We start from the raw sequence: 21,536 nt of genomic DNA, 5'->3' as shown, positions 1-21,536 counted from the left end.
TACTAACGCAATTGCTGTTTAAGTAACTTATAAGGCCTCAGAAGTGAAATAGGTCACGGAAGTAATGACCCCAATAATCAGGAATAGTAAAATGGTGATAAAAACAAATACCCCTACTTTGGTTTTTTTGTTTTTTTGAAAAATATAATTTTGGGTTTCCTCTTCGGGTTCTTTTACAAATTTGACTTCTTCGTTTCCTTGTTTCATAGTTCTATATTTTATAGTTGAATATTCTATTTTTTAATGTAAACCGTTTTTGTATTGACGAATTCCAGGATACCTTCCTTGGATAATTCACGACCATAACCTGAAGCTTTGGTACCACCAAAAGGAAGTCTCGGATCCGATTTTACCATTTCATTTATAAAAAATGCACCATCGGGGATATCCCCTATAATTCTTCTGGCCGCTTCTGTATCTTGGGTAAATAGCATGGTGCCGAGTCCAAATTTGGAATGGGAAGCTATCTTTATGGAATCATCCCTATCCTTTGCCCTTATAATTGCAGCGACCGGACCAAATAATTCTTCATCAAAAGCGGACATTCCCGGAGTAACATTTTCAAGAACGGTAGGTTCAAAATAATTTCCTTTCTTACGGTTTCCGTGGGTCACCGTAGCCCCTTTATTAACGGATTTCCGTATTTGAGCTTCCAAGGTATCCGCTAAATCCCCGCGGGCCATGACCCCGATGTCCGTCTGTTCGTTCATGGGGTCTCCAGATTTTAATAATTGTATATGCTCTTTGAATGTCTTAATAAACTTGTCATAAACTGCATCTACCACAATAAATCGCTTGGCCGCAATACAACTTTGTCCGGTATTCTGCATACGGGCTTTTACCATGTCACCTATAAATCGTTCTAAATCAGCATCCTCCCAAACGATACAAGCATTGTTACCCCCCAATTCCATGACCGATTTCTTCAGGAACTTACCGCCCAAGGCAGCAATGGCCCTACCAGCTTTTTCACTTCCTGTCAAAGAGACCCCTTGAACCGTATCAGAACCAATAATCTTTTCTATGGCCTCATGATCTGCCAAGATGGTCTGAAAACAACCATTAGGATAACCGGCATCTTTAAATAATTGCTCAATGGCCAGGGCACACCCAGTTGTGTTGGAGGCATGTTTTAACAAGGCCGTATTACCGGCAGTTAAAGTTGGGGCGGCAAAACGTATGACCTGCCAAAATGGAAAGTTCCAAGGCATAATTGCCAAAATGGTCCCTAATGGGTCATAACTGATAAAACTTTCATCGGCATCGGTTTTTATTAGTTCATCCGATAAAAACCGTTCTGCATTTTTCACATAGAAATCACAGGCCCATGCACACTTTTCCAATTCAGAAATACTTTGTCTAATGGGTTTTCCCATTTCTTGCGTCATCAGTTCCGCATATTTCTGTTTACGCTCCAATAAAAGTTTGGAAACCTTTTGTAGTAGGGAAATACGAAAGGCCAAAGATTCTTCCTTCCAACCCTTAAAAGCTAAATCCGATTTTTTTAAGATTGTTTCTATTTCAGTATCGGAATGCGATTTATACTCCTTTAATATATTATTGTTATAGGGGTTCACTGTTCTGATCATATCTTTCTTTAATTTTTGTTAGAACCAAAATACCTTGATCGGTTCTAAAGGAATGCCCCAATCCATTTAGATATTGATGCTACCGATAATTGAAGCAATCTATGCTTCAAAAAGAAAGTGGTGTATTTACTACGGGTAAATGTATTACGTCAATGAAAATTTCATTAGAGCACTCTTTTCCAAGCAAGTACACATAGTTTTGCATTGAAACGATTTAAGAACCAAAAAATATTAAAAATGAAAAAATTACTATTATTAGGATTATCCATAACGGTACTCAGTGCATGCAATATCAAAAAGGAGGAAAAAGGGGAATTACCGGATGTTGATATAGATGTTACCGCAGATGCCGGGGAACTCCCCGAATACGACATCAATTGGGCAGATATAAATGTTGGGACAAAGACAAAAACGTTGGATATCCCAAAAGTTGTGGTGGTCATGGAAGAAGAAACAGTTGAAGTTCCATATATAGATGTAAAAATGCCGGATAACGACGAAAAGTCGGAAAAAACAATTATGGTAGAAGCCGAGGTCACCGACAAGGAACACCAACTTGAAATAGAGGAAATTTGGGCCGCAGGCGATAAACTATATGTTATCTCAAAATTGGAAGCCACAGAGCAGTCCATCGGTGATAAAAAAATGAGGGTCTCTGACCAAGTTACGCTGAATGCGCCTGATTTGAACATAAAACATTATATAATAGGTGAAAAACCAGACCGCGTATACAATTTGCAGTATGATTATCTCGACGCTATAGACAGTCTCAAAGATTCATTAAATGATTATACAGTGATTTATTCCAAATAATATTTTGTTTGGTTGATGAGGGAAATGGTCCTGACAGCTTCTTTGTCAGGGCCATTTATATTTAGCGATTCTTACTTATGTAGCATACATTCTATCCTGGGTGTTCATCAATTGAGCTAAGAATTGAACCAAATGGAACAATCCAAGATTAAGTTCATAATTAAATTGCAAATGGATGTTGAAAGGGATGCATCTTAAAAAAATACTCCCGATAATCATAAAATAATATTACAATGAGTACTTACACAGAAACTATAAGTGAAAAATTAAACGATATTTTAAATAAGACCTATGATGCGGAAAAAGGATACAAGAAGGCAGCGGAAAATACCGAGCATACGGCCCTTAAGATGTTTTTCAATAGAAAAAGCCGGGAACGCCATGATTTTGGGCATTCCATTAAAATGGAAATAAGACAATTTGGCGAAGCCCCTGAAAAAGGAGGAAGTATTACCGGAGCCATGCATAGGGCCTGGATGGATACCAAAGCATTCTTTTCCGCGGATAACGATGAGGCAATGCTTGAAGAATCCATTAGAGGGGAAAAAGCTGCAGTAGAGGAATATAAAGATATCTTGAAGGATACTGACCTCCCCCCAAGTACGGTTACTATGTTAACCTTTCAAATGAATCACATCAAAAATGATTTGAACAAAATAAAGAATTTGGAAGACCTTAGTTAAAAAGACAATTACTACAATAAAAAACGGCGGCCTCATGGCTGCCTTTTTTTTAAATAAACTTATATCACGATAGTTCTATGACCGTTTGAACGTAAAGCGTTAATAACCAAATGGATTACGGCAGCCCAAACGCTGACAATATCCCATCTTTGTATTGAAGAAGTTGATAAGGTATCAACTCAAAACTAAAATATCATTACTATGTTACGTTGGACAATTACTTTTATCATATTGGCTGTAATAGCCGCAATTTTTGGATTTGGAGGCATAGCCGCAGGTGCTGCCAGTATAGCCAAAGTCCTATTCTTTATATTCGTTGTTCTCTTTATTATCTCTTTGTTGACGGGCAGAAAAAAAGTCTAACTCCAAGACTCCTGAAACCAATTCCATTATCTGAACCATTGAATAAATCCTTTATAATATAAATCTTATCTATTGCCTTTTTATCCATAATCTAGACCATAACAGCATAAATAGGGAATCAGAAAGATGGGGGTAATCCGGTTTAGGCAATGTTACCATACAAATAATTAAAATCCATTAAGCACAAGCGGGCAACTTCCACTTAGAAGTAAGCCCGTTTATCATTTAAAAAGTAAAACCATGAAAGACAAGCACTTGAAAAGCGAAAAAGATTACATTCAACACTATGTAGAAAAAGGATACATAAACTCATATAGGGCCGCTGATAATATGCTCATAAGTCCTGAAACTACGATGGATTATAACCCTATGGACGTTCATATCGTGGCGGAACACCGTTTTGAAGGATTCAGTAACCCTTCCGATATGTCCATACTCTATGTCATTGAAACCAAAGATGGCGGTAAAGGAACGGTATTGGCCAATTATAGTCCGTCTAGTAATACAGACATAGCAGAATTCTTTAAACGTATCCCAAAAGAAAATGTTTCGCAAAAGGCCAACATCCATGATACGGAAATCTGATTTTAAACCTATCCTAATCCTTAGGTTCGTCTTCATTAACTTTGGTAAGCGGATGGTCCTTGATTCCCAACCCTACGATTTTAATGATGTCCACTACCGTGTTGTACAACATTAAGACAACGACGATCAAGATGGCACTCAGAACACTGGATATGACCATTGAAGCATAGTAAATAATGGTAAACCAATTAGCCGGGACATTTTCCGATTCGGTTATGGGTAAATTGAACAATAAGAAAGATATTACCGATGCAACAAAGACGAATGTATCTAGTTTGGCAATATGCAGCACATGTATATAATGCTCTTTTTTTAGATTGGAATCTGAAGAAGAACTGATGCCCAAAAGGGTAAGTAACAATGCCAGAATCGTGGCAGATGCCAATGCAATGGTATTGCATAACGTATGTAATCCGTTGATTGAATTTTGGATAAGAACCTTCGCTTCATGACCGCTTAGTTCTCCTAAGAGTATGGTCCCCATTAATATGACCATCATGGAAATGGCCCCTCCCACAATCGCTCTTCTGGTATATCTATTTAATTTCATTGTAAATATTTATTTAATAGCTATAAATGTAGTTCGCTTGTTCAAAACCCTTATGTCATGGAACATAGATATTACCACATTCATATAGGATTTTTTTGTAATTTGCTTTAATTGAATCATTTCGTATTCTTAGCGCCTTTTTCCGCATCTTCAAAATTCACGTCATTATCGATGACCCCTTTAAAAGCCTTTACCCACCCATTTTTAAAAACATTCCAAATGGTCGGCCACACCTTGGTTTCAACATGATTTAAATCCCCCTGTAAAGGCACTTTTGTCGCCAAGGTGTTATTCCCCTTGTTCTTAAGGATGAACTTAAAAAAGCCGACAAAGCCTTCCCATAGTATATTTAAGAATTTATCCTGTTCGGGATCTACAAGTTTCAAATCTTTCAACAAAGGTTTAACGTAACCTGTTAGATATCCATTAGCAATGGCCATTTCACTGAATACATTAAGGTTACCGTCGACAAAATCAATTCCTGCATAATGGTTGGTAAAATCATTTAGTGCTTTTGCCGACGCCTCTTGTAAAGAAAATGAAATATCCATATCAGGTATTTGCTTTACCAAATCCATCTTACCCTCAAGTTTAAACGTTCCTTGCCCTATAGAAACAGCAGTGGCGTTTATTTGTGAAGGAAGTTCGTTTTCCGTGCGAACAACATTTCGCAGATTCGTAGCATTCAGTTCGATTTCATTTAGATACAAATCGATATTCGGTTCAGCATTCAATTGGACAAAGGCGGCCTTGCCACGTACGATTTTCAGATTATTGATATCTATAGGCACCAAATCGGTCAAGGCTTTTGTCCAATCTTCTAAATCCGGGTCAACTGCCTTCTCATTTTGATGGTCTTCAAAAACATAGATAAATTGCGGTCTGCTCATTACAATCTCACTGACCACTTTACCTTTGAACAAGGCACTCCATTCAATGGAAATATCGGTTTTCTCCAAATCTATAAAAGGCACTTGGGAACCGGCATCGATTTTATTCAAAAATAAATCGTGAATAACATAGGCCCCTCTATAAATGGAAATATCAATATCCGAAACTTGGCCGTAATAACCAGGTAGGTCTGCCAAAACATTATTGACATAGTTTTTTACCACAAATGGCAACAATAATCTTAAAGTTATCAAGAGACAGATAACCAGTATTGGAAGTAAATATCTTTTTTTCCTTATCCCTCTATTTTCTTTCTTTTTCATTAGTTTTTGTTTTTATTTTTTACCATTTCCAACTACCGTATTTTTGAGTCCGTCCCTTAGGTTCAACCATAGATAATTGAAAAAGGATTTTGACCGGTCACGTTCAACCTCGACTTTTCCATACCTGTAGCCCATTTCATCGGTTTTTGAACCATCATTCGTAATCAGGTTAACTATAAGTGTAAGGGTTTTGTCAATACCCAACCTATCCTCATCCAACATGGAAAATTTGAAGTCATTGTATTTCATCTTCATATTTCCGTGAGATTTAAAACCATTACCATGTATGGTCAAATACATCTCGTTTATATGCCCCTCTGCCCTGACCTTAGCTTGGGATTCCAAAAACGGATTGATTTCTTCAGCGTTTAAATTCTTGAGGATTGCCGATGCATTGAAATAGTCATCATGGCCAGAACTATTGAAGTCCCATAAAAGTTGAATGGGAGCTTCATTCATTAGAAGGGCTTTTGCCTCGACTTTCGTTTGTAAATCAGTTGTATTGGATAGCTTATTGATGTTGGCAACCAATCGATTGAATGTGATGGATACCGGCTCTACATCCTCATTTACCTGCTCCGAATAAGACACTGACCCATCTTTTATAGCTATGTCTTGAATATCAAGTTTCATGGGAAGTCTTTGAAGTTGAGCTCCAAAGAGCGGTTTTACGACTTTATCATCCTTCAACAATTTATCCCGATACATGGTCAATTCCGGTTTCAACACATCAACCTTCCTTACCGAAAAGTACAAGCTATCATTTAGTGTTTTTAAACAAAGGTCATTTACCAAACCTTTTGGGATCGACAAAACCATATGATCACGTTCTTTATTCAATTTTCGCGATAATTCATCCCTGCTATATTTTGAGAAAATCTCCAAATCTACGATTTCCAGGTTATGGTCCTTATGGTTTATAGATTCAGCAGTGAGACTTTCAAAAGGGCTTAGGTTCAGGAACAATCCATTTATTCCAAACCTTATCCTTTGATAAGTAAATGGAATTTTCCGATGAAAAAGTGTAGCATCGGTTTTGAATCCTGACATTTCCATATTCCCATTATCTATAGAAAACCCTACCTCCCCAGATGTCTTGTTCAACTTGGATATCCCAACGTTTTGGACTCTTACCCTATCGCATTTAAATTTGGCGTCTTTCCAAAGCGGCCAATAAGCCAATCCATTTATGTCGAGTGCCCCTATGGTTACTTCGACCTCCAACTCGTTACTTTCCTTATTAAAATATTTGTAATTGATTGATTGAAAACGGATAGTGCCAAGAAGGATATTTAAATCCATTTCCTCAAAATCCACTTCCATGTTCTTTGGTATTCTTTCATTTATCAACTCTGGAATCTTATATGATGCGTAGATTTGCAACCCCCATATAAGAATGATGCAAAGTCCCGTAAACATGATCAGAACATGAAATGACCTGGCCTTTGTACTTTTGATTTTACTTATTTTAAGATACTTCTTCATTGGCAAACGAACTTCTTCCTATTACTTTTCCAAACCCTTACTATCAGGCTTTATATATTTTTTGAACTCCGCGGCACTATGAATCTGTAAATAATCTTTCCCATCAATGATTATGGGATACTTTAGGAATTCCGGGGCATTCTCCAAAATTTTCAGCCAATCATGCTGGCTCATTTCCAAAACTTCCTTTCCGTATTTCTTAATGAAATCGGGATGGCCATTTTGAACCAAGTCTGAAACTTGCTTATTCAACCCTTCTGCCAATTCTACCCATTGGGTACCGGTGACTTTGGTTTTTGAGATATCTACCGCATGTAAGCTTTTATTGGATGACTTTGTATAGGCATAAGTTTGCTTACCCAAAGAGGTGCCCGAATGATAGTAAATCGTTAGTTTTCTGTTGTTTTTTGAAATTACACTCATAATTATTTATTTTTTTTTGAAATATAATTTGAATGTTACCGTAGAATTAACGGAATCACATTCTTTTGTAACCCAATCCACCTTCTCCCTTGGCTTGGCCGTAATGAATCTTTATATTGTGAACCATCAGTAGCATTTGGATATGGGCGAATGGACTTTCATTCTTTTAAGAGGCATAAGTCCACCATCTGAATTTTACAATGAAAGATAAAAGGCATCGTAAGTTCCCTAGGCCACTTTTATAAAATCAAATGATGTAAAACAAACAAAATTGAGGTTTATAAAATTCATAGTATTATTTATGGCGTTATCATACACAAATGCACAACATACCATACCGAAATCCATTGAGAAAGAAGCGCGTGCCGCTCTTGATTTTTATCCTGAGTTAGAAGCAACGGCAATAGAATTCCGATTCAAAAAGAAAACGGGCAAATCCACCATGCAGGCGCAACCTATTTTCTGGAGCCTATTAAAATCAAAACGAAAAAGAAAGTATGTAATACGTATAAGTGAAAAAACAAAGATTACAGGAAAAACCTATAAAACCACTGAAATGGATAGCGATGTTTTAATTGGTTGGTTTGGGCATGAACTAGGTCACATCATGGATTATGAAAAGCGCAGTGGTATAAATCTCTTATGGTTCGGACTTAAATATTCCTTTTCAGGTAAGTTCATTAAAAAAGCAGAGCGCGCTGCAGACACATATGCGGTAACAGCAGGTATGGCCGAATATATCTTAAAGACAAAACGATTCATTTTGAATAATGCCGATATAGATTTTTCGTACAAAGAACGAATTCAAAAGTACTACCTATCTCCCGATGAGATTATGATTTTGGTCAAGGAAAGCCAATAGTTTACCCTCATTTTTTTTATTGCCCGTCAACAAAAGTTTCCCATTCTTTAAAACGTTCTTCTCCCATGACCCGTTCCATTTTTACCTGACCGCCTTTCTTTTTATTGCTACCACTCCAGTTATGAAAAATGGAAGGTGATACTATTTTTACTTTCACTCCCTCTAATGCTTTGGAACGAGCCACCTTATAATTTTTATTGGAGTCTTTTAGAAATTCATCCAATGACTCCGACAGTTGCAAGGGGTCTACCGAGGCATCGGTACCTAAATACCAACAGTGATAGAATTCACCCTCAATGCGATTCGCACATAAGGTATATTCCGATATTTGAATATCGAACTTCTTTTCCAAAAACTGGACCGCATCATCTAGCTTATTCACCGAAAGTTGGGAACCAACAGTGTTCAAAAAGAATTTTGTACGTCCTGTAATTTTAATTTCTGCCCGCTCAATATCCGTAAATTCAATCGTATCACCTATCAGATACCGCCATGCCCCGGCAACCGTACTAATAACCAACACATAATCTTGTCCTTTCTCCACCTCTGAAATCGTGAGCGAAGGTGCATGGGGCACCAACGAACCGTCGGGTTGGATGTATTCCGGTTTAAAAGGGATAAATTCAAAATAGATTCCATTATCGGTCACCAATTTCATGGCATTGGTTTCAGGGCGCTGTTGAAAAGCCAAAAAGCCTTCAGAGGCCAAATAAGTATCGATGACCGTTATCGGTTTTCCCAAGAGTGCATTAAAGCTTTTCTCATATGGACCAAAAGCGACTCCCCCTGATGTATACACTTGAAGGTTAGGCCAAATTTCATGAATATGATTCAATTTATGATATTCGATTACCTTTTGCAACATCAACTCCATCCATGAAGGAATACCACTAAGGGCCCCGATATCCCATTCAGGTGCTTTTTCTGCAATATGTTGAACACGTTGATCCCAGTCATCTATTTGAGCGATTTCCTTACCCGGTTTGTAATACCCTTGAAACCAAAAAGGAATATTACTGGCACTAATTCCACTGATTTCCCCTTCCAGAGCATTATTGTGCTCCTCAAGATCTGTTGAACTGCCCAACATCATAATCTCCTTTTCAAAGAAATCCGCAGGTAAGTCAAAATTTCTTAGCGCAAGTACTTGCTGAATTCCGGCTTTTCGAATACTCTTTATCATAGCGTCGGTAACAGGGATACGCTTACTGCTTTTACCGGTCGTTCCTGAACTTAACGCAAAATAATCGGGTCGCCCTGGCCAACTTATATCATTCTCCCCTTTTTGGATGTGTTGCCACCATTTATCTGTCATTTTCTTATAATCATGATATGGTACAACGTTTCTGAAATCCTTGGCAATAGTCTTCGATTCCAACATTCGTTCAAAACCGTAAGTTTTACCAAACTTTGTGTTTAGGGCAGTGCTTAGTAAATCCTTTAAAACGTTCTCTTGCTCTTTTGCGGCATTAAATTCCGGTTGAATGATTTCAGATGCCTTTATTACCCCTTTTATGATGTTTCCTAAAATTGCCATGTTCTAGTGATTTTGTAAGTCTACGTGTCCTTTCTCCCCCATCTCGGTTCTATCACCGGTAGTTACAGCCTTTGCTAAATGATATAGGGAGACCAATTTGTTTTCAAAACTATCCCAATAGTAGGCACTTTCCATATTTACATTCAAAAGGGCGATATTAGGGTCATCCATACCATTGAACCATGCCCGTAACATTGGGTTCCACAATTGATTTAATTTTTGTTTGTCGATAATATGTGTGGCATTCCCATAAATGGATATATATTGCTGCTCATTCTCATTGGAAATAATCAATTGCACCCGATTATCTTTTTCTATTTCCTTGAAATGGTCACTGTTCCTAGGTGCAAAAAACCACAGATCACCTTGCTCATCCATTTCCTGAAGGGTCATTGGGCAAATGGAAAAAGGAACTTTCCCCAAATTAGTTGCCATCATGAACACCTTGGTGTTTTCCAACAATTCCCTCATTTTTCGAAGTCCGTCATTATCTTTTGAATAATCCTTGTTTTTCATTTTTTCAATATTTATGTGTTAGATTTAGATTAGGTCGGTTAATACTACCGAGTTGAAAGATTCTATACATATGCACATACCATCACTACACTTGATCGCAATAAGTCCATCATATTTTTTATAAATACATAGACGTTAGCTCAAGCGATGACCTGTTGTGTGCCCTTCCATCCAAATACTTGGATAATTTAATATGGAATCATCGTAAAAATCGAGAGAAACCTTTGAAGTGGTTGATGTAAATGAGCAAAAGATTGATTCAATTGATTATTGCCTGAAACGGTTGGAAATTCTCTCTACAAGAAAGAATGGATTATAACACTTTTAAGGCATTGTGCTTATCGTTATATTCATTAGTTGAATGTTGCTATACACCCTGAAAAAGCCAGTGCTTCAGTAAAGCGTTACGAATACCGAATGGATTTGTTAAAATAGCTTCCCAGCAAGGTGAAAACCTCTTTTTTGATCTTTCCCCTTAAAACATTGTTTTATTCAACCAATTAGTATGATTGCCAGCTGCTTGTTGGGCCCATTTTTGAGGGCGTTCTCCAAAACACTCAAGAATAGCATCTACCCCGATTATGGTTCCTTTAGCCAATCTACCAAGTAAAGCAATCGGGATTTTCGAATCCTTATTTTTTGGGATCAAATAGCCATTGCCGCCTGTCGTTACACCAAGATCATCATGTACGGTTTCAATCAACTGATCAGAGAGCATACTTTTTACCAGTGGAGAATTTACGGCTTTAATTTTGGGGGAATCCAAAACCGAATCGATCATAATATTTACCGTAATCGATTTATTTGCAGATTTAAAACACCATCCATCTTCTGTCAAATCAATAGCAGGGGAATTTACCCAATCTAAATTAAGGAACCCGGCTTCTACCATAGCCAATAATTGCTGGATACTTTCTACCGGAGGGCCATAAGAATATCTTTTCGTGGATTCATCCAAAGCAATTATTTCGGCAACAACTGAATCTGAACAATCATTAAAGGATAATTGTTTATAAATTGATGGCTGGCAGTGTCGCCATACCTGACCAATACAGAAATCCAAACTTATCGCTTTTTCACCAATGGCCATCCCCACAAAATCTTGCATATTCTTTTTCGTAGAATCATTAATGGATGTGATCAAAGGATGTTCATAGGTATGGTTTTCTAACCATTTGATCATTACTTTTTCAATTTCTTCTTCGGATGGGTTATTTAAATTGGAAGCAATGGGCAGATTTATAAAAACATTTGCCGCTATAGGGGCAAAGGCCGTAATTAAAAATTGTGGACTCGTTGCATTTTTTTGGGTTGAAGGGTTTCCAATTCTTTTTTCAAAGTCAAGAATCTGTTCTTTTGAAGGCTCAAACCATTTATCTATTCGTGCATTTAAAGGCTTGGGTACTGGGGGTAACCCGTCCAAGGAAAATGGGACAAACATATCTTTGATTTTATGATCAGAACAATACGTACAAGATTTAGTTTTTTCATCGGTAATAATGAAGGTACCGAATTTTTCAGCTATTCCTCGCACTACATCGATCATAGCCAATCCAAATCCACGAATACCAATGGTGCTCTCTTCATTGAGGTTTTTACAGTTTAAAAAATCAGAAATCGGATAAGGTGATTTAAAAAGTTGTATATGGTGTTGATTGAAAGCAAAATCGTCCCACTCCATAATCTGTTTTGAAAGTTTCGTGGGCTGATGACCAATGGTCAACAATATTTCATCAAAATTGCCATAAGTAGTTGTATTTGTTTTGACTTCGATTTTGTTATTATCCAATAATTTTACATCGATTATTTCCTCTTCATATAAAAAAGCAATTTTTGAATCGACAAGGGGTTCAACAAGTGATTGAAATCGTTTAGAAAGATATTTACCTATATCTCCTCGTGGTGGGTAGGTATCCGTAATATCCTCGGGTATGCTTTTAAAATATTTGCCAGCCCATTCATGGTATGAAGGGAAAGATGGAATTTTAACCATAATACCCTCTATAGCTTCCCTCTTTTTTAATGCTAAGATTCTTTCTGTGATATTTATCCAATTGGTCGATGCTTGAGATAGATCATAAACTGGACCATTACCGAACTTACCAGTTGCTTCAAATAACGACACCTGTATATTGGTTAAACTATTGGTATTCGCCAATTCCATTATTAGGTTTTCCAAAGCATAACCACCTCTGGGACCAATGCCGATAATTCCGATTTTCCTGCTATTTGTCATGATTGGTTTTTCTTTAAAGTCTTGACCTGGATTTGGGCTATGGATTCAAAACAGATTTACATTATAATTTTATATTTCCTTTTTGTTGTTCTATAGTCTAAAGATAAATGTAATCTGATTTCATTGTATGGATTGATTTCATTTTTTGTTGCCCTCTTGACATTGGTCCTATGTGTAAATGTTCGATCAGGATAAAATGCAACCTTTAGCATCCGACTACGCACATAGTCACCCTATTTTCGCAACACTAGTTTCTTTCGGTAATCGAGATGCCTGATTTGTTTGTTTTAAATCTTACCATATTGCACTTTATCGTTCCGTAATTTATGCTATACATTGTATGACCTCCTCCCATCTTTAGATGCCGATCATAACCAGAGAATCAAGGATGGCTCCATTAACCATCCTTCTTCCTGTCATTCCAATTTAAAAGGGGTTTTCGATATATTCCATTTAAAACCTTACCAGAACAAACAGTATAAAACAGCGATAATAATACACAAAACAAAAGACCCTATATTGAACAATGGGGAAGTTTTAAATAATTTCTTCGACAAGGTGATTCCTTTCCCATCATCTTTTCCGTTAGTTTCAAGTTGGCTTATAACCATAATGATGAACATGGTGAAAATCGCCGTCAATCCCATTTGGTGCATCCAAGGTTCCAAAGCATCAATTGGAATATATTTTAACAACAAGGCCATCGGTATCGACAAAAGTGCCCCCCAAATTGCTCCACTATTTGTGGTTTTTTTCCAGAAAAGACCCAAAATAAATACCGCTAAAATACCTGGACTTACAACTCCTGTCCATTCTTGGATAAATTGAAAGGCCTGATCGATACCGCCTAATAAAGGAGCCATGACCGCAGCTATAATCAAAGCAACCGCTGCTGAAATCCGACCTACATTTACCGTAGTTTTGTCATCTGCATCTTTATTGATGTATTGCTTATAGATATCCATGGTAAAAATGGTGGACGTTGAGTTTAACATCGATGCCAACGAGGATACGATAGCCGCCGCCAAAGCTGCAAAGGCTACCCCTTTTAATCCTACAGGTAAGAATTGTAACAACCAGGGATATGCCTTATCGGCCTGTTCCATGGATGGTATGTTGAGTTGCCCGGCTTCCCCCAATCTAGCCATGATAGAGGGGTCGTTGACCATTACATAGGCTGCAATACCCGGTATTACAACAATCAAAGGGATCACTATTTTTAAAGCAGCGGCCAATAAAATACCTTTTTGCGATTCCCTTAAAGATTTTGCGGCTAATGTTCGTTGTATTATATATTGATTGAAGCCCCAATAGTAAATATTTGCCACCCACAAACCTCCTACCAAAACCCAAACACCAGGTAAATCCAAATAATTGGGATTTTTAACCCCATCAGCATTGAATTCCTCCAAAATCATATGGAATTTTTCCGGGGCAACTTCCATTACCGTATAAAAACCGGAGAGAAGCCCTTCGCCACCGGAAACCGTATTCAAGGCCAGATACGTGGTCGCCAATCCACCTAAAACCAAAAACACCACCTGAATTACATCAGTCCATGCAACAGCCGATAACCCACCATATAAAGAATAGGCGGCGGCAAACAATGCCAAACCAATAACGGCATATATCATATCAACACCCATAATGGTTTCTATGGCCAACGCCCCCAAATACAAAACCGAAGCCAGATTTACGAACACATATAATGCGATCCAAAAAACGGCCAGTATGGTCTTTAGGTTGGTGGAAAATCTTTTTTCAACAAACTCGGGAATGGTATAAAGTCCTTTCTGGATAAATATGGGCAAAAAGTATTTCCCTACAATGATCAACGTAATCGCCCCCATCCATTCATAAGAAGCAATGGCAAGCCCCAGGGCAAACCCCGACCCCGACATTCCAATAAATTGCTCTGCGGAAATATTAGCAGCTATCAACGAAGTTCCTATCGCCCACCATGGCAATGATTTACTCGCCAAAAAATAGTCCTCTGCATTTTTTTCATGTCCCTTTTTATCCCGGGATACCCATAATCCCACTCCCAAAATCAATACGGCATATGCTATAAAAACGGCATAATCCCAAAATCCAAATCCACTTGTCATAGTTGTTTATTTAGTTTCTTTAAGTCGGCGTTATCACGAACAACGGTTATTCGATTCCTTAGCATAAAGGCCCATAAGATGTTCGACAACGTTACGAATTTAAGAATTATTTTAAATAATACCTACTAGTACCTACTAGTATTAATAAAAATAATTCAATACCTTTGCAGTATGGGTATAATCAGTATTAAACAAAAAAAAGGAACTCCGAAATACAAGCAAATCATCGCTTCGATCGAGGAGGCCATTATTGATGGTAAATTGAAAAAAGGCGATCAATTACCTTCAATAAACTATATCAGGGATACCTATAAAATTTCACGGGATACCGTTCTAATGGCCTTTAATGAATTAAAGGCCAGAGGCATCATACAATCGGTCGTCGGAAAGGGCTATTATGTCCTGAACGAGGATATAAGAGTTTCCAAAAAAATATTCTTGCTCTTTGATGAACTCAATTCATTTAAAGAGGACCTGTACAATTCTTTTCTTGAAAATCTTGAAGAAAATATCAAAGTTGAAATTTTCTTCCACCATTTCAACGCTGAAATGTTCAACAACCTGATCTATGAAAGCAACGGCAATTACAATTATTATGTGATAATGCCCGCCAACCTAAAGCAGGCAAATTCAGCCATTGAAATTCTACCGAGAGACAAGGTTTATATCTTAGATCAGATTCAAGATAATTTGGTCCAATACGCTGCCATTTATCAAAATTTTGAAAAAGACATCATCAATAACCTTAGCTCCGTACTACATCTGATCGAGAATTACAGGGAATTGATTTTGCTTTTCAACCCGGACAGACAACCCCAAGGCATGCTTGATGGATTCAACAAGTTTTGCACATCAAATGGTATTGAAAATTCGGTAATTCAACTACTACAAGGGCGCATCCCTAAAAAAGGCGAGGTATATATAATCCCCGACGATAAAGATCTATTACGGATCATCAAGAGAATCAAAGAAGCCGGATTGGTCCTTTCCAAAGACATTGGTATCATCTCCTACAATGATACTTTGCTCAAAGAAATCGTGGAAGGTGGGATTACCTCCATTTCTACGGATTTTTATGAAATGGGGAATCAATTGGCAAAAATGATCCTTTCCAAGGAAAAACGTCAGATAGAAAACACATCCAACCTTATTCTTAGAAATTCATTGTGATTCCAATACATGCCTATGTCAAGTTCGAACCATAAACAAGATACTGAAAACCATATAGCCCCTGGACCACGAACTACAGCCTTAAAAGGTACCCCCCATATTGGGATTGAAGCTTTAGGCTTTCCCTGATGGTTCCGTTCCAATACCCGGAAATGGACATAACATCGTTTAGAGCTTATAATAAATACACGACAAAAAAATGAATACCTCTTTGTTAACAAATGTGAAGAACGAATTCGTCTCTAAATTCCAAAGAGCTCCCGTAATGGTTTTCTCCCCCGGCAGAATCAACATCATTGGGGAACATACCGATTACAACGATGGGTTCGTATTCCCTGCTGCAGTGGATAAAGGTATCATAGCCGCCATAAACAAAAGTGATTCCGATAGCTGTACAGCTTACGCCACCGATAAAGAAGAAACCTTCATGTTTTCATTGAAAAACATTGGTCCTTTATCCCAGGGGAGCTGGCAAAACTACCTATTGGGGGTTGTTGCCGAAATCCAAAAGATCGGTAAAAGCGTTGGAAACTTCAATATTGTTTTTGGTGGCAATATTCCTGTGGGTTCCGGTATGTCTTCCTCTGCCGCCCTGGAAAACAGTGTGGTCCTTGGCTTGAACGAGGTTTTCAAATTAGGATTATCCAAACATGAGATGATATTGATCTCACAACAGGCAGAACATAACCACGTAGGGGTCAAATGTGGTATCATGGATCAATACGCCAGCATGTTCGGTATTGAAAACAAAGCCCTGTTACTCGACTGCAGGACCATAACATCCGATTCTTTTGAAATTGATTTTCAACACCACGAATTCGCACTAATAAACACCAATGTAAAACACAGTTTATCGGACAGTGCATACAATGATAGGCGTTCGGTATGTGAATCGGTTGCCAAAATGCTCAATATTCCCGCTTTACGGGACGCCACCGAACTTGAATTAGCATCGATAAAGGATAAAATAAGCCCTGAAAACTATCAAAAAGTACGCTACGTCATTCAGGAAAACGAACGTGCGATCTCTGCCTCAAAAGCCATGCAACAAGGTGATTTGGAAGCCCTTGGAAAACTACTTTATGCTTCGCATGAGGGATTGCAAAACCAATACAAGGTAAGTTGCGATGAATTGGATTTCCTGGTAGGGCAAGCCAAACTGAACGAACATGTTTTAGGGGCTAGGATGATGGGTGGCGGCTTTGGCGGTTGCACCATAAATCTGGTTGCAAAAGACGGGGCGGAAAACTTTAAAGCACAAGCTTCAAAAGCTTACAAAGCCCAATTCAATAGAGCGTGTTCAATTTATGACGTAAAACTTTCACAAGGAACACATTTAATAAACTAATTAAACTTTATTCCAATCAAAATGAATTCGGATTTACAAGATTATTCGCATAAACGCCTTAATATTTTAACCGGGGAATGGGTTTTGGTTTCACCGCATCGCGCCAAACGACCTTGGCAAGGTCAAAATGAAGCGGTGTCCAACGAAGTACGCCCCGCACATGACCCGAATTGCTATTTATGTGCAGGAAACAAAAGGATCAATGGGGAGACAAACCCAAATTACGAAGATGTATTCGTGTTTACCAATGATTTTGCGGCCCTGCAGACCGGTTCCAAAGATTTTACTATTGAGGATGGCTTGCTTACAGCCCAAAGTGAGCATGGAATTTGCAAAGTAATCTGCTTTAGTCCCGACCACTCAAAAAGTCTGGCCGAAATGGATCCTTCGGAAATTGAAAAAGTGGTCATTGCCTGGCAACGGGAATACAACGCGCTTGCAAAAAATGATTTTATCGAATACGTTCAAATATTCGAAAATAAGGGTGCTGTTATGGGCTGTAGTAATCCCCATCCCCATGGACAAATATGGAGTCAATCGAGCCTTCCCAATGAAATCATCAAAAAGGATGAAAACCAATCAGAATATTTCAACAAAAAAAACCGCAGTCTTTTAGGGGATTATCTCGACCAAGAGCTATCAAAACAAGAACGCATTATTTTTGAGAATGACGCCTTTGTGGTACTCGTCCCTTTTTGGGCCGTATGGCCTTATGAAACCATGATCGTCCCAAAAAGGCATCAGCCCAATATTCTTGGATTAAAAGGCCATGAAACGTTGCTTTTTTCGGAAGCCATCTCTGTTTTAACCAAAGTGTACGACAAACTATTCAACACTTCCTTCCCGTACTCGAGCGGTATACATCAAGCCCCTACCAATGACAAGGACAACAGCCACTGGCATTGGCACATGAGCTTTTATCCGCCGTTATTGCGAAGTGCCACCGTAAAGAAATTCATGGTAGGTTATGAGATGTTCGGCTCGCCCCAACGTGATATTACCGCCGAAATTGCTTGCGAAAAATTAAAACAACTAATCTGACCTTAAAAAAGACCCATTTTTCATAAACTAGGGATATAATTCCTGAAAATCATATAGATTATTTAAATTCTAGTTTTTAGGTCTTATTAAAACCGATTCCTCTATTTTTAATAAAAACCTGCAGCATTTCTTTTGCTACTTTTGTTATTCGACTTAAGACCTACATGGACCAACACATAGACCACAATTGGTTTCCTGTGTTGCAGACTCCGCCATTCCCTAAAGACAACAGCGGACATAATGTAGTGTGTTCCAGTCAGTCAATACTCTTGACCGAACTGTTCGATGAATAATTTGCCTTTTCCGATTCTACAAAAGAAGAATACCGCGTACCGACCCATAATATTTCAGCTCGTTCCAAGCAACATCTAAAGAAGCGGCTATTCGCTATTTTTATGGTGATATTCATTATATGCCCGCCATTATAAATGGGCAAGATGAAGGGTATGCCATTGGTGAATTTTTTGCTAAAAATCCGCAAATAAGATTAAAATAGCTTCCCCCCATCCATTATCCCACAAACAACAGGTGTCACTGCCTATTTATTCCACTTATCATCCAACAATTTAATGAAATAACCACCTACTACACTTCTTGCCTTAAAACCACGCATATCACCAGTGGTTGTAAAATGCCAATCACTCATAGGCACACGATCTTTGGTTTCCTTGGCAAATAAATAAATGGGGTCCGCGAATATTTGAAAATCAGATTTTGAATCAGTCAAAGTTGCTGTCCATAATATCCAGTCAGACTTACTGTAGTCCGCCCTATTATCAAGGGGAAGCCCATATTTATTGTTTTTGGTCAAATAATAAGCCAGTTCTTTTTTATACACCTCTTTTGGGAATAGGTCAAGACCTATTAATTTATCCCATACCAAGTTATACTTTTGACTCCACGTATTCTTATTATCAAATGTAAGCGCATAATGATTCCCTGAATCTGCCAATATCATCCACTGTTTCGCCATAGATTTTGCCCTTTCGGTATAATCAGCTGCAATTTCATTTTTACCCAAGAGCTTTGCCATATACCCATATCCTCCTACACCTACAATTGCTTTTATAGAAAGATTGGCGTTCCTAGCCAAATGCCCTGAGAAATCATCTGTGCAAAGTTGATTGGCAGGATCAAGGCCTTCCTTTTTAAGATAGTTGGACCAAGTGGTTAGGGATTCCCAATGCTTTTTGGCATATTCCGCATTTCCATCGGCTTTTGTTATGGCGGCCACAAGAGCTACCATATTTCCCGCCTCTTCGATGGGCATATCCTCCCCATAAGTTTGCCCGGTAGCAATAGGGTATGTACCAATATCATGGGCGGGATATGGCTTTTTCCATTTACCGCTTTCACTATAATAAAAAATACCATTGAGCATTCCTTTTAATAAATCGGGATTGTAAACAAGATATAAAGGAGCCGATGGGTAGGTAACATCAACCGTATTTATTGAACCATTACTATTGTTTTCTTTCGATAAAAATAAAATTTCACCTTCAGGGCTTTCCAATAATTTATGGGCGGCAATACTCTGGCGGTATCCTATTTCCAGTATTTTTGCATATTTCTCGCCACCGGCAGCTACACCGTCTATATAAAGCGCTTTATCAAAATCCGCACATCTTTCGATGATAGCCCCATACCCCATTAAGGCCTTATCCAATTCATTTGGCAAGGAGTTTTTTCCTTCCTTGTTCCACCATGGACGGAGTTGTTCTCCAAAATAATTAATTGAATAAACATCATCATAGCCCAAAAGCACCAGGTATTCTTTCTCTGTATTTATTCTTTCTTTTGGAAATACTGTATTCAACATCAATTGTTTACCAGATTTTTGAAATGGACTTTGTTTCCCTTTTAACAAATCCTTTTTAGCATTGGCAGCTGACGTGACATTTTGGATTGCTCCGGAATTTTTCTCGGTTGCCACATAAAGATACCCCCAGTCTATACATAAAATGTCTCCTTTTTTTTCTAATACCGGTTGCTCATCTGTCCCAACTTTAAGAAAATCAAGGCTTTCTGTACTTGACTTCTCGGCGGTCATTAACTGACTTGAATCATTCGAGGCAATAGAGGAAGATGCCCCAAAATAAACTTGTACATCATGAGGTTTATTATCGTTTGGCTCGGTTTTTATTGAAATGTATGAAACGGGCCTTGCCAACAAATCAAGGTCATCCATTAATAAGGGTGAAGTAAAGGTAAGCTTCACATCAACAGCTCCACAAACAAGACTATATGTAGTTTGGGTAGCACTTATATCCAATTTTGTTTGCTTGGCCATTAATGCCTCTCCCTTTACTTTTCTTTTCTCTACGATACCAGCGTTTAACCATTGCCCTCCCCGATTGTTTTTTACATGCACGGCCAGAACATTATTCTTCTTTTTTAACTTTTGCTGAACTGTTTTTGGAATTTCATAGTATCGAAACTCATTTTCGCTGGTCCAACATTCTTGGCATTCATAAATTTTTTCACCGTTCAGGTAAACATCCACATCATCATCATGGGAAATTTTCAAGAAGATATCTTCCAATTTTAATTCCTTGATTTTGAATTTTTTCCGCCACCATAAATCATTCGTTTTCCATGTGGTCGTAGCCTGACCCTCATTCCCATAAGGAGCTTGGGCTTCTTGCCATGTAGTATCGTCAAAATTAGTGGTCACCCAATCATCACTAGGTGCTGTTTCCGTAATCCTTCCTTTTATTGAGGTGGGTAACACATCATGATAATTCACTGCCTCTTTCCCTAAAAAGCGATAGTTTGTGCCATCTACATTGATGATTCCCACCATTGAATGGTCTTTCCCGGTCCAATGCTCTGTTGAAGATCCATTGATATAATCGCCCATAGACCAAATACTAAAGTAGGGGTCATGTGTTATCAACGGATAAGCAGGTGCTTGACGTTCTTGAGCTTTTGAAATGCCCATAAAACATAGTACGACCATTATAAAACTAGCTTTCTTCATTTTTTTATTATATTAAATTTATATTCAGAAACG

At 38.1% G+C, this 21,536-nt stretch carries 19 protein-coding genes; 8 read left to right on the top strand and 11 right to left on the bottom strand.

Annotation, left to right across the window (positions count from 1 at the left end):
- Window positions 1-27: 27 nt before the first annotated feature.
- Entirely contained in the window at window positions 28-207 is a 180-nt protein-coding gene (locus LX92_RS09585; protein ID WP_109650066.1) for a hypothetical protein, read from the bottom strand.
- A 26-nt stretch (window positions 208-233) separates the two neighbouring features.
- Entirely contained in the window at window positions 234-1,589 is a 1,356-nt protein-coding gene (locus LX92_RS09580; RefSeq protein ID WP_109650065.1) for an NAD-dependent succinate-semialdehyde dehydrogenase, read from the bottom strand.
- 237 nt (window positions 1,590-1,826) lie between these two features.
- Between LX92_RS09580 and LX92_RS09575 the strand changes: the two genes are divergently transcribed.
- The 4 genes from LX92_RS09575 to LX92_RS09560 all read left to right on the top strand — a co-directional run bounded on the left by LX92_RS09575 (window position 1,827) and on the right by LX92_RS09560 (window position 4,033).
- On the top strand, window positions 1,827-2,402 hold the full coding sequence (locus tag LX92_RS09575) for a hypothetical protein (RefSeq protein WP_109650064.1): 576 nt from the start codon (window positions 1,827-1,829) through the stop codon (window positions 2,400-2,402).
- A gap of 233 nt (window positions 2,403-2,635) precedes the next feature.
- On the top strand, window positions 2,636-3,085 hold the full coding sequence (locus LX92_RS09570) for a ferritin-like domain-containing protein (protein WP_109650063.1): 450 nt from the start codon (window positions 2,636-2,638) through the stop codon (window positions 3,083-3,085).
- Window positions 3,086-3,286: 201 nt separating this feature from the next.
- Complete coding sequence (locus LX92_RS09565) at window positions 3,287-3,448, top strand: DUF1328 family protein (RefSeq protein ID WP_109650062.1); 162 nt, start codon at window positions 3,287-3,289, stop codon at window positions 3,446-3,448.
- A 240-nt stretch (window positions 3,449-3,688) separates the two neighbouring features.
- Entirely contained in the window at window positions 3,689-4,033 is a 345-nt protein-coding gene (locus tag LX92_RS09560; RefSeq protein WP_109650061.1) for a hypothetical protein, read from the top strand.
- 13 nt (window positions 4,034-4,046) lie between these two features.
- On the opposite strand, the gene LX92_RS09555 is transcribed toward LX92_RS09560, so the two are convergent.
- The 4 genes from LX92_RS09555 to LX92_RS09540 form a co-directional block, all read right to left on the bottom strand.
- A complete protein-coding gene (locus LX92_RS09555) occupies window positions 4,047-4,583 on the bottom strand; it encodes a hypothetical protein (RefSeq protein ID WP_109650060.1) in 537 nt (178 codons plus the stop codon).
- A gap of 116 nt (window positions 4,584-4,699) precedes the next feature.
- Window positions 4,700-5,797 carry a DUF748 domain-containing protein gene (locus LX92_RS09550; RefSeq protein WP_109650059.1) on the bottom strand — a complete coding sequence of 366 codons (1,098 nt, stop codon included), beginning with the start codon at window positions 5,795-5,797 and terminating at the stop codon, window positions 4,700-4,702.
- Window positions 5,798-5,809: 12 nt separating this feature from the next.
- Window positions 5,810-7,282: a DUF748 domain-containing protein gene (locus LX92_RS09545; protein ID WP_109650058.1), complete on the bottom strand. Its 1,473-nt coding sequence runs from the start codon at window positions 7,280-7,282 to the stop codon at window positions 5,810-5,812.
- A 21-nt stretch (window positions 7,283-7,303) separates the two neighbouring features.
- The gene (locus LX92_RS09540) at window positions 7,304-7,705 is read right to left on the bottom strand and encodes an arsenate reductase family protein (protein ID WP_109650057.1); all 402 of its coding nucleotides are present in this window, start codon (window positions 7,703-7,705) and stop codon (window positions 7,304-7,306) included.
- 301 nt (window positions 7,706-8,006) lie between these two features.
- Between LX92_RS09540 and LX92_RS09535 the strand changes: the two genes are divergently transcribed.
- Complete coding sequence (locus LX92_RS09535; protein WP_109650056.1) at window positions 8,007-8,567, top strand: hypothetical protein; 561 nt, start codon at window positions 8,007-8,009, stop codon at window positions 8,565-8,567.
- A gap of 16 nt (window positions 8,568-8,583) precedes the next feature.
- On the opposite strand, the gene LX92_RS09530 is transcribed toward LX92_RS09535, so the two are convergent.
- From LX92_RS09530 to LX92_RS09515, 4 genes are all read right to left on the bottom strand, one after another.
- Window positions 8,584-10,104, bottom strand: coding sequence for a GH3 family domain-containing protein (locus LX92_RS09530; RefSeq protein WP_109650055.1), 1,521 nt, complete (start codon window positions 10,102-10,104; stop codon window positions 8,584-8,586).
- A gap of 3 nt (window positions 10,105-10,107) precedes the next feature.
- A complete protein-coding gene (locus tag LX92_RS09525) occupies window positions 10,108-10,620 on the bottom strand; it encodes a pyridoxamine 5'-phosphate oxidase family protein (RefSeq protein ID WP_109650054.1) in 513 nt (170 codons plus the stop codon).
- A 475-nt stretch (window positions 10,621-11,095) separates the two neighbouring features.
- On the bottom strand, window positions 11,096-12,856 hold the full coding sequence (locus tag LX92_RS09520) for an FAD/NAD(P)-binding protein (RefSeq protein WP_109650053.1): 1,761 nt from the start codon (window positions 12,854-12,856) through the stop codon (window positions 11,096-11,098).
- Between the two features lie 461 nt (window positions 12,857-13,317).
- Window positions 13,318-14,964: a sodium/sugar symporter gene (locus tag LX92_RS09515; protein WP_109650052.1), complete on the bottom strand. Its 1,647-nt coding sequence runs from the start codon at window positions 14,962-14,964 to the stop codon at window positions 13,318-13,320.
- 171 nt (window positions 14,965-15,135) lie between these two features.
- Between LX92_RS09515 and LX92_RS09510 the strand changes: the two genes are divergently transcribed.
- The 3 genes from LX92_RS09510 to LX92_RS09500 all read left to right on the top strand — a co-directional run bounded on the left by LX92_RS09510 (window position 15,136) and on the right by LX92_RS09500 (window position 18,523).
- A complete protein-coding gene (locus LX92_RS09510) occupies window positions 15,136-16,134 on the top strand; it encodes a GntR family transcriptional regulator (protein ID WP_109650051.1) in 999 nt (332 codons plus the stop codon).
- Between the two features lie 199 nt (window positions 16,135-16,333).
- The gene (gene galK, locus LX92_RS09505; protein WP_109650050.1) at window positions 16,334-17,482 is read left to right on the top strand and encodes a galactokinase; all 1,149 of its coding nucleotides are present in this window, start codon (window positions 16,334-16,336) and stop codon (window positions 17,480-17,482) included.
- Window positions 17,483-17,503: 21 nt separating this feature from the next.
- Window positions 17,504-18,523 (top strand): UDP-glucose--hexose-1-phosphate uridylyltransferase, encoded by a 1,020-nt coding sequence (locus LX92_RS09500; protein ID WP_109650049.1) that lies wholly within the window; start codon window positions 17,504-17,506, stop codon window positions 18,521-18,523.
- Between the two features lie 538 nt (window positions 18,524-19,061).
- On the opposite strand, the gene LX92_RS09495 is transcribed toward LX92_RS09500, so the two are convergent.
- Window positions 19,062-21,503: a glutaminase domain-containing protein gene (locus LX92_RS09495; RefSeq protein WP_109650048.1), complete on the bottom strand. Its 2,442-nt coding sequence runs from the start codon at window positions 21,501-21,503 to the stop codon at window positions 19,062-19,064.
- Window positions 21,504-21,536 lie beyond the last annotated feature (33 nt).

This window comes from Maribacter polysiphoniae, from assembly GCF_003148665.1.
Classification (GTDB): domain Bacteria; phylum Bacteroidota; class Bacteroidia; order Flavobacteriales; family Flavobacteriaceae; genus Maribacter_A; species Maribacter_A polysiphoniae.
Note: the sequence above shows the minus strand (reverse complement) of the source record. Positions and strands in the feature narration are given on the sequence as shown.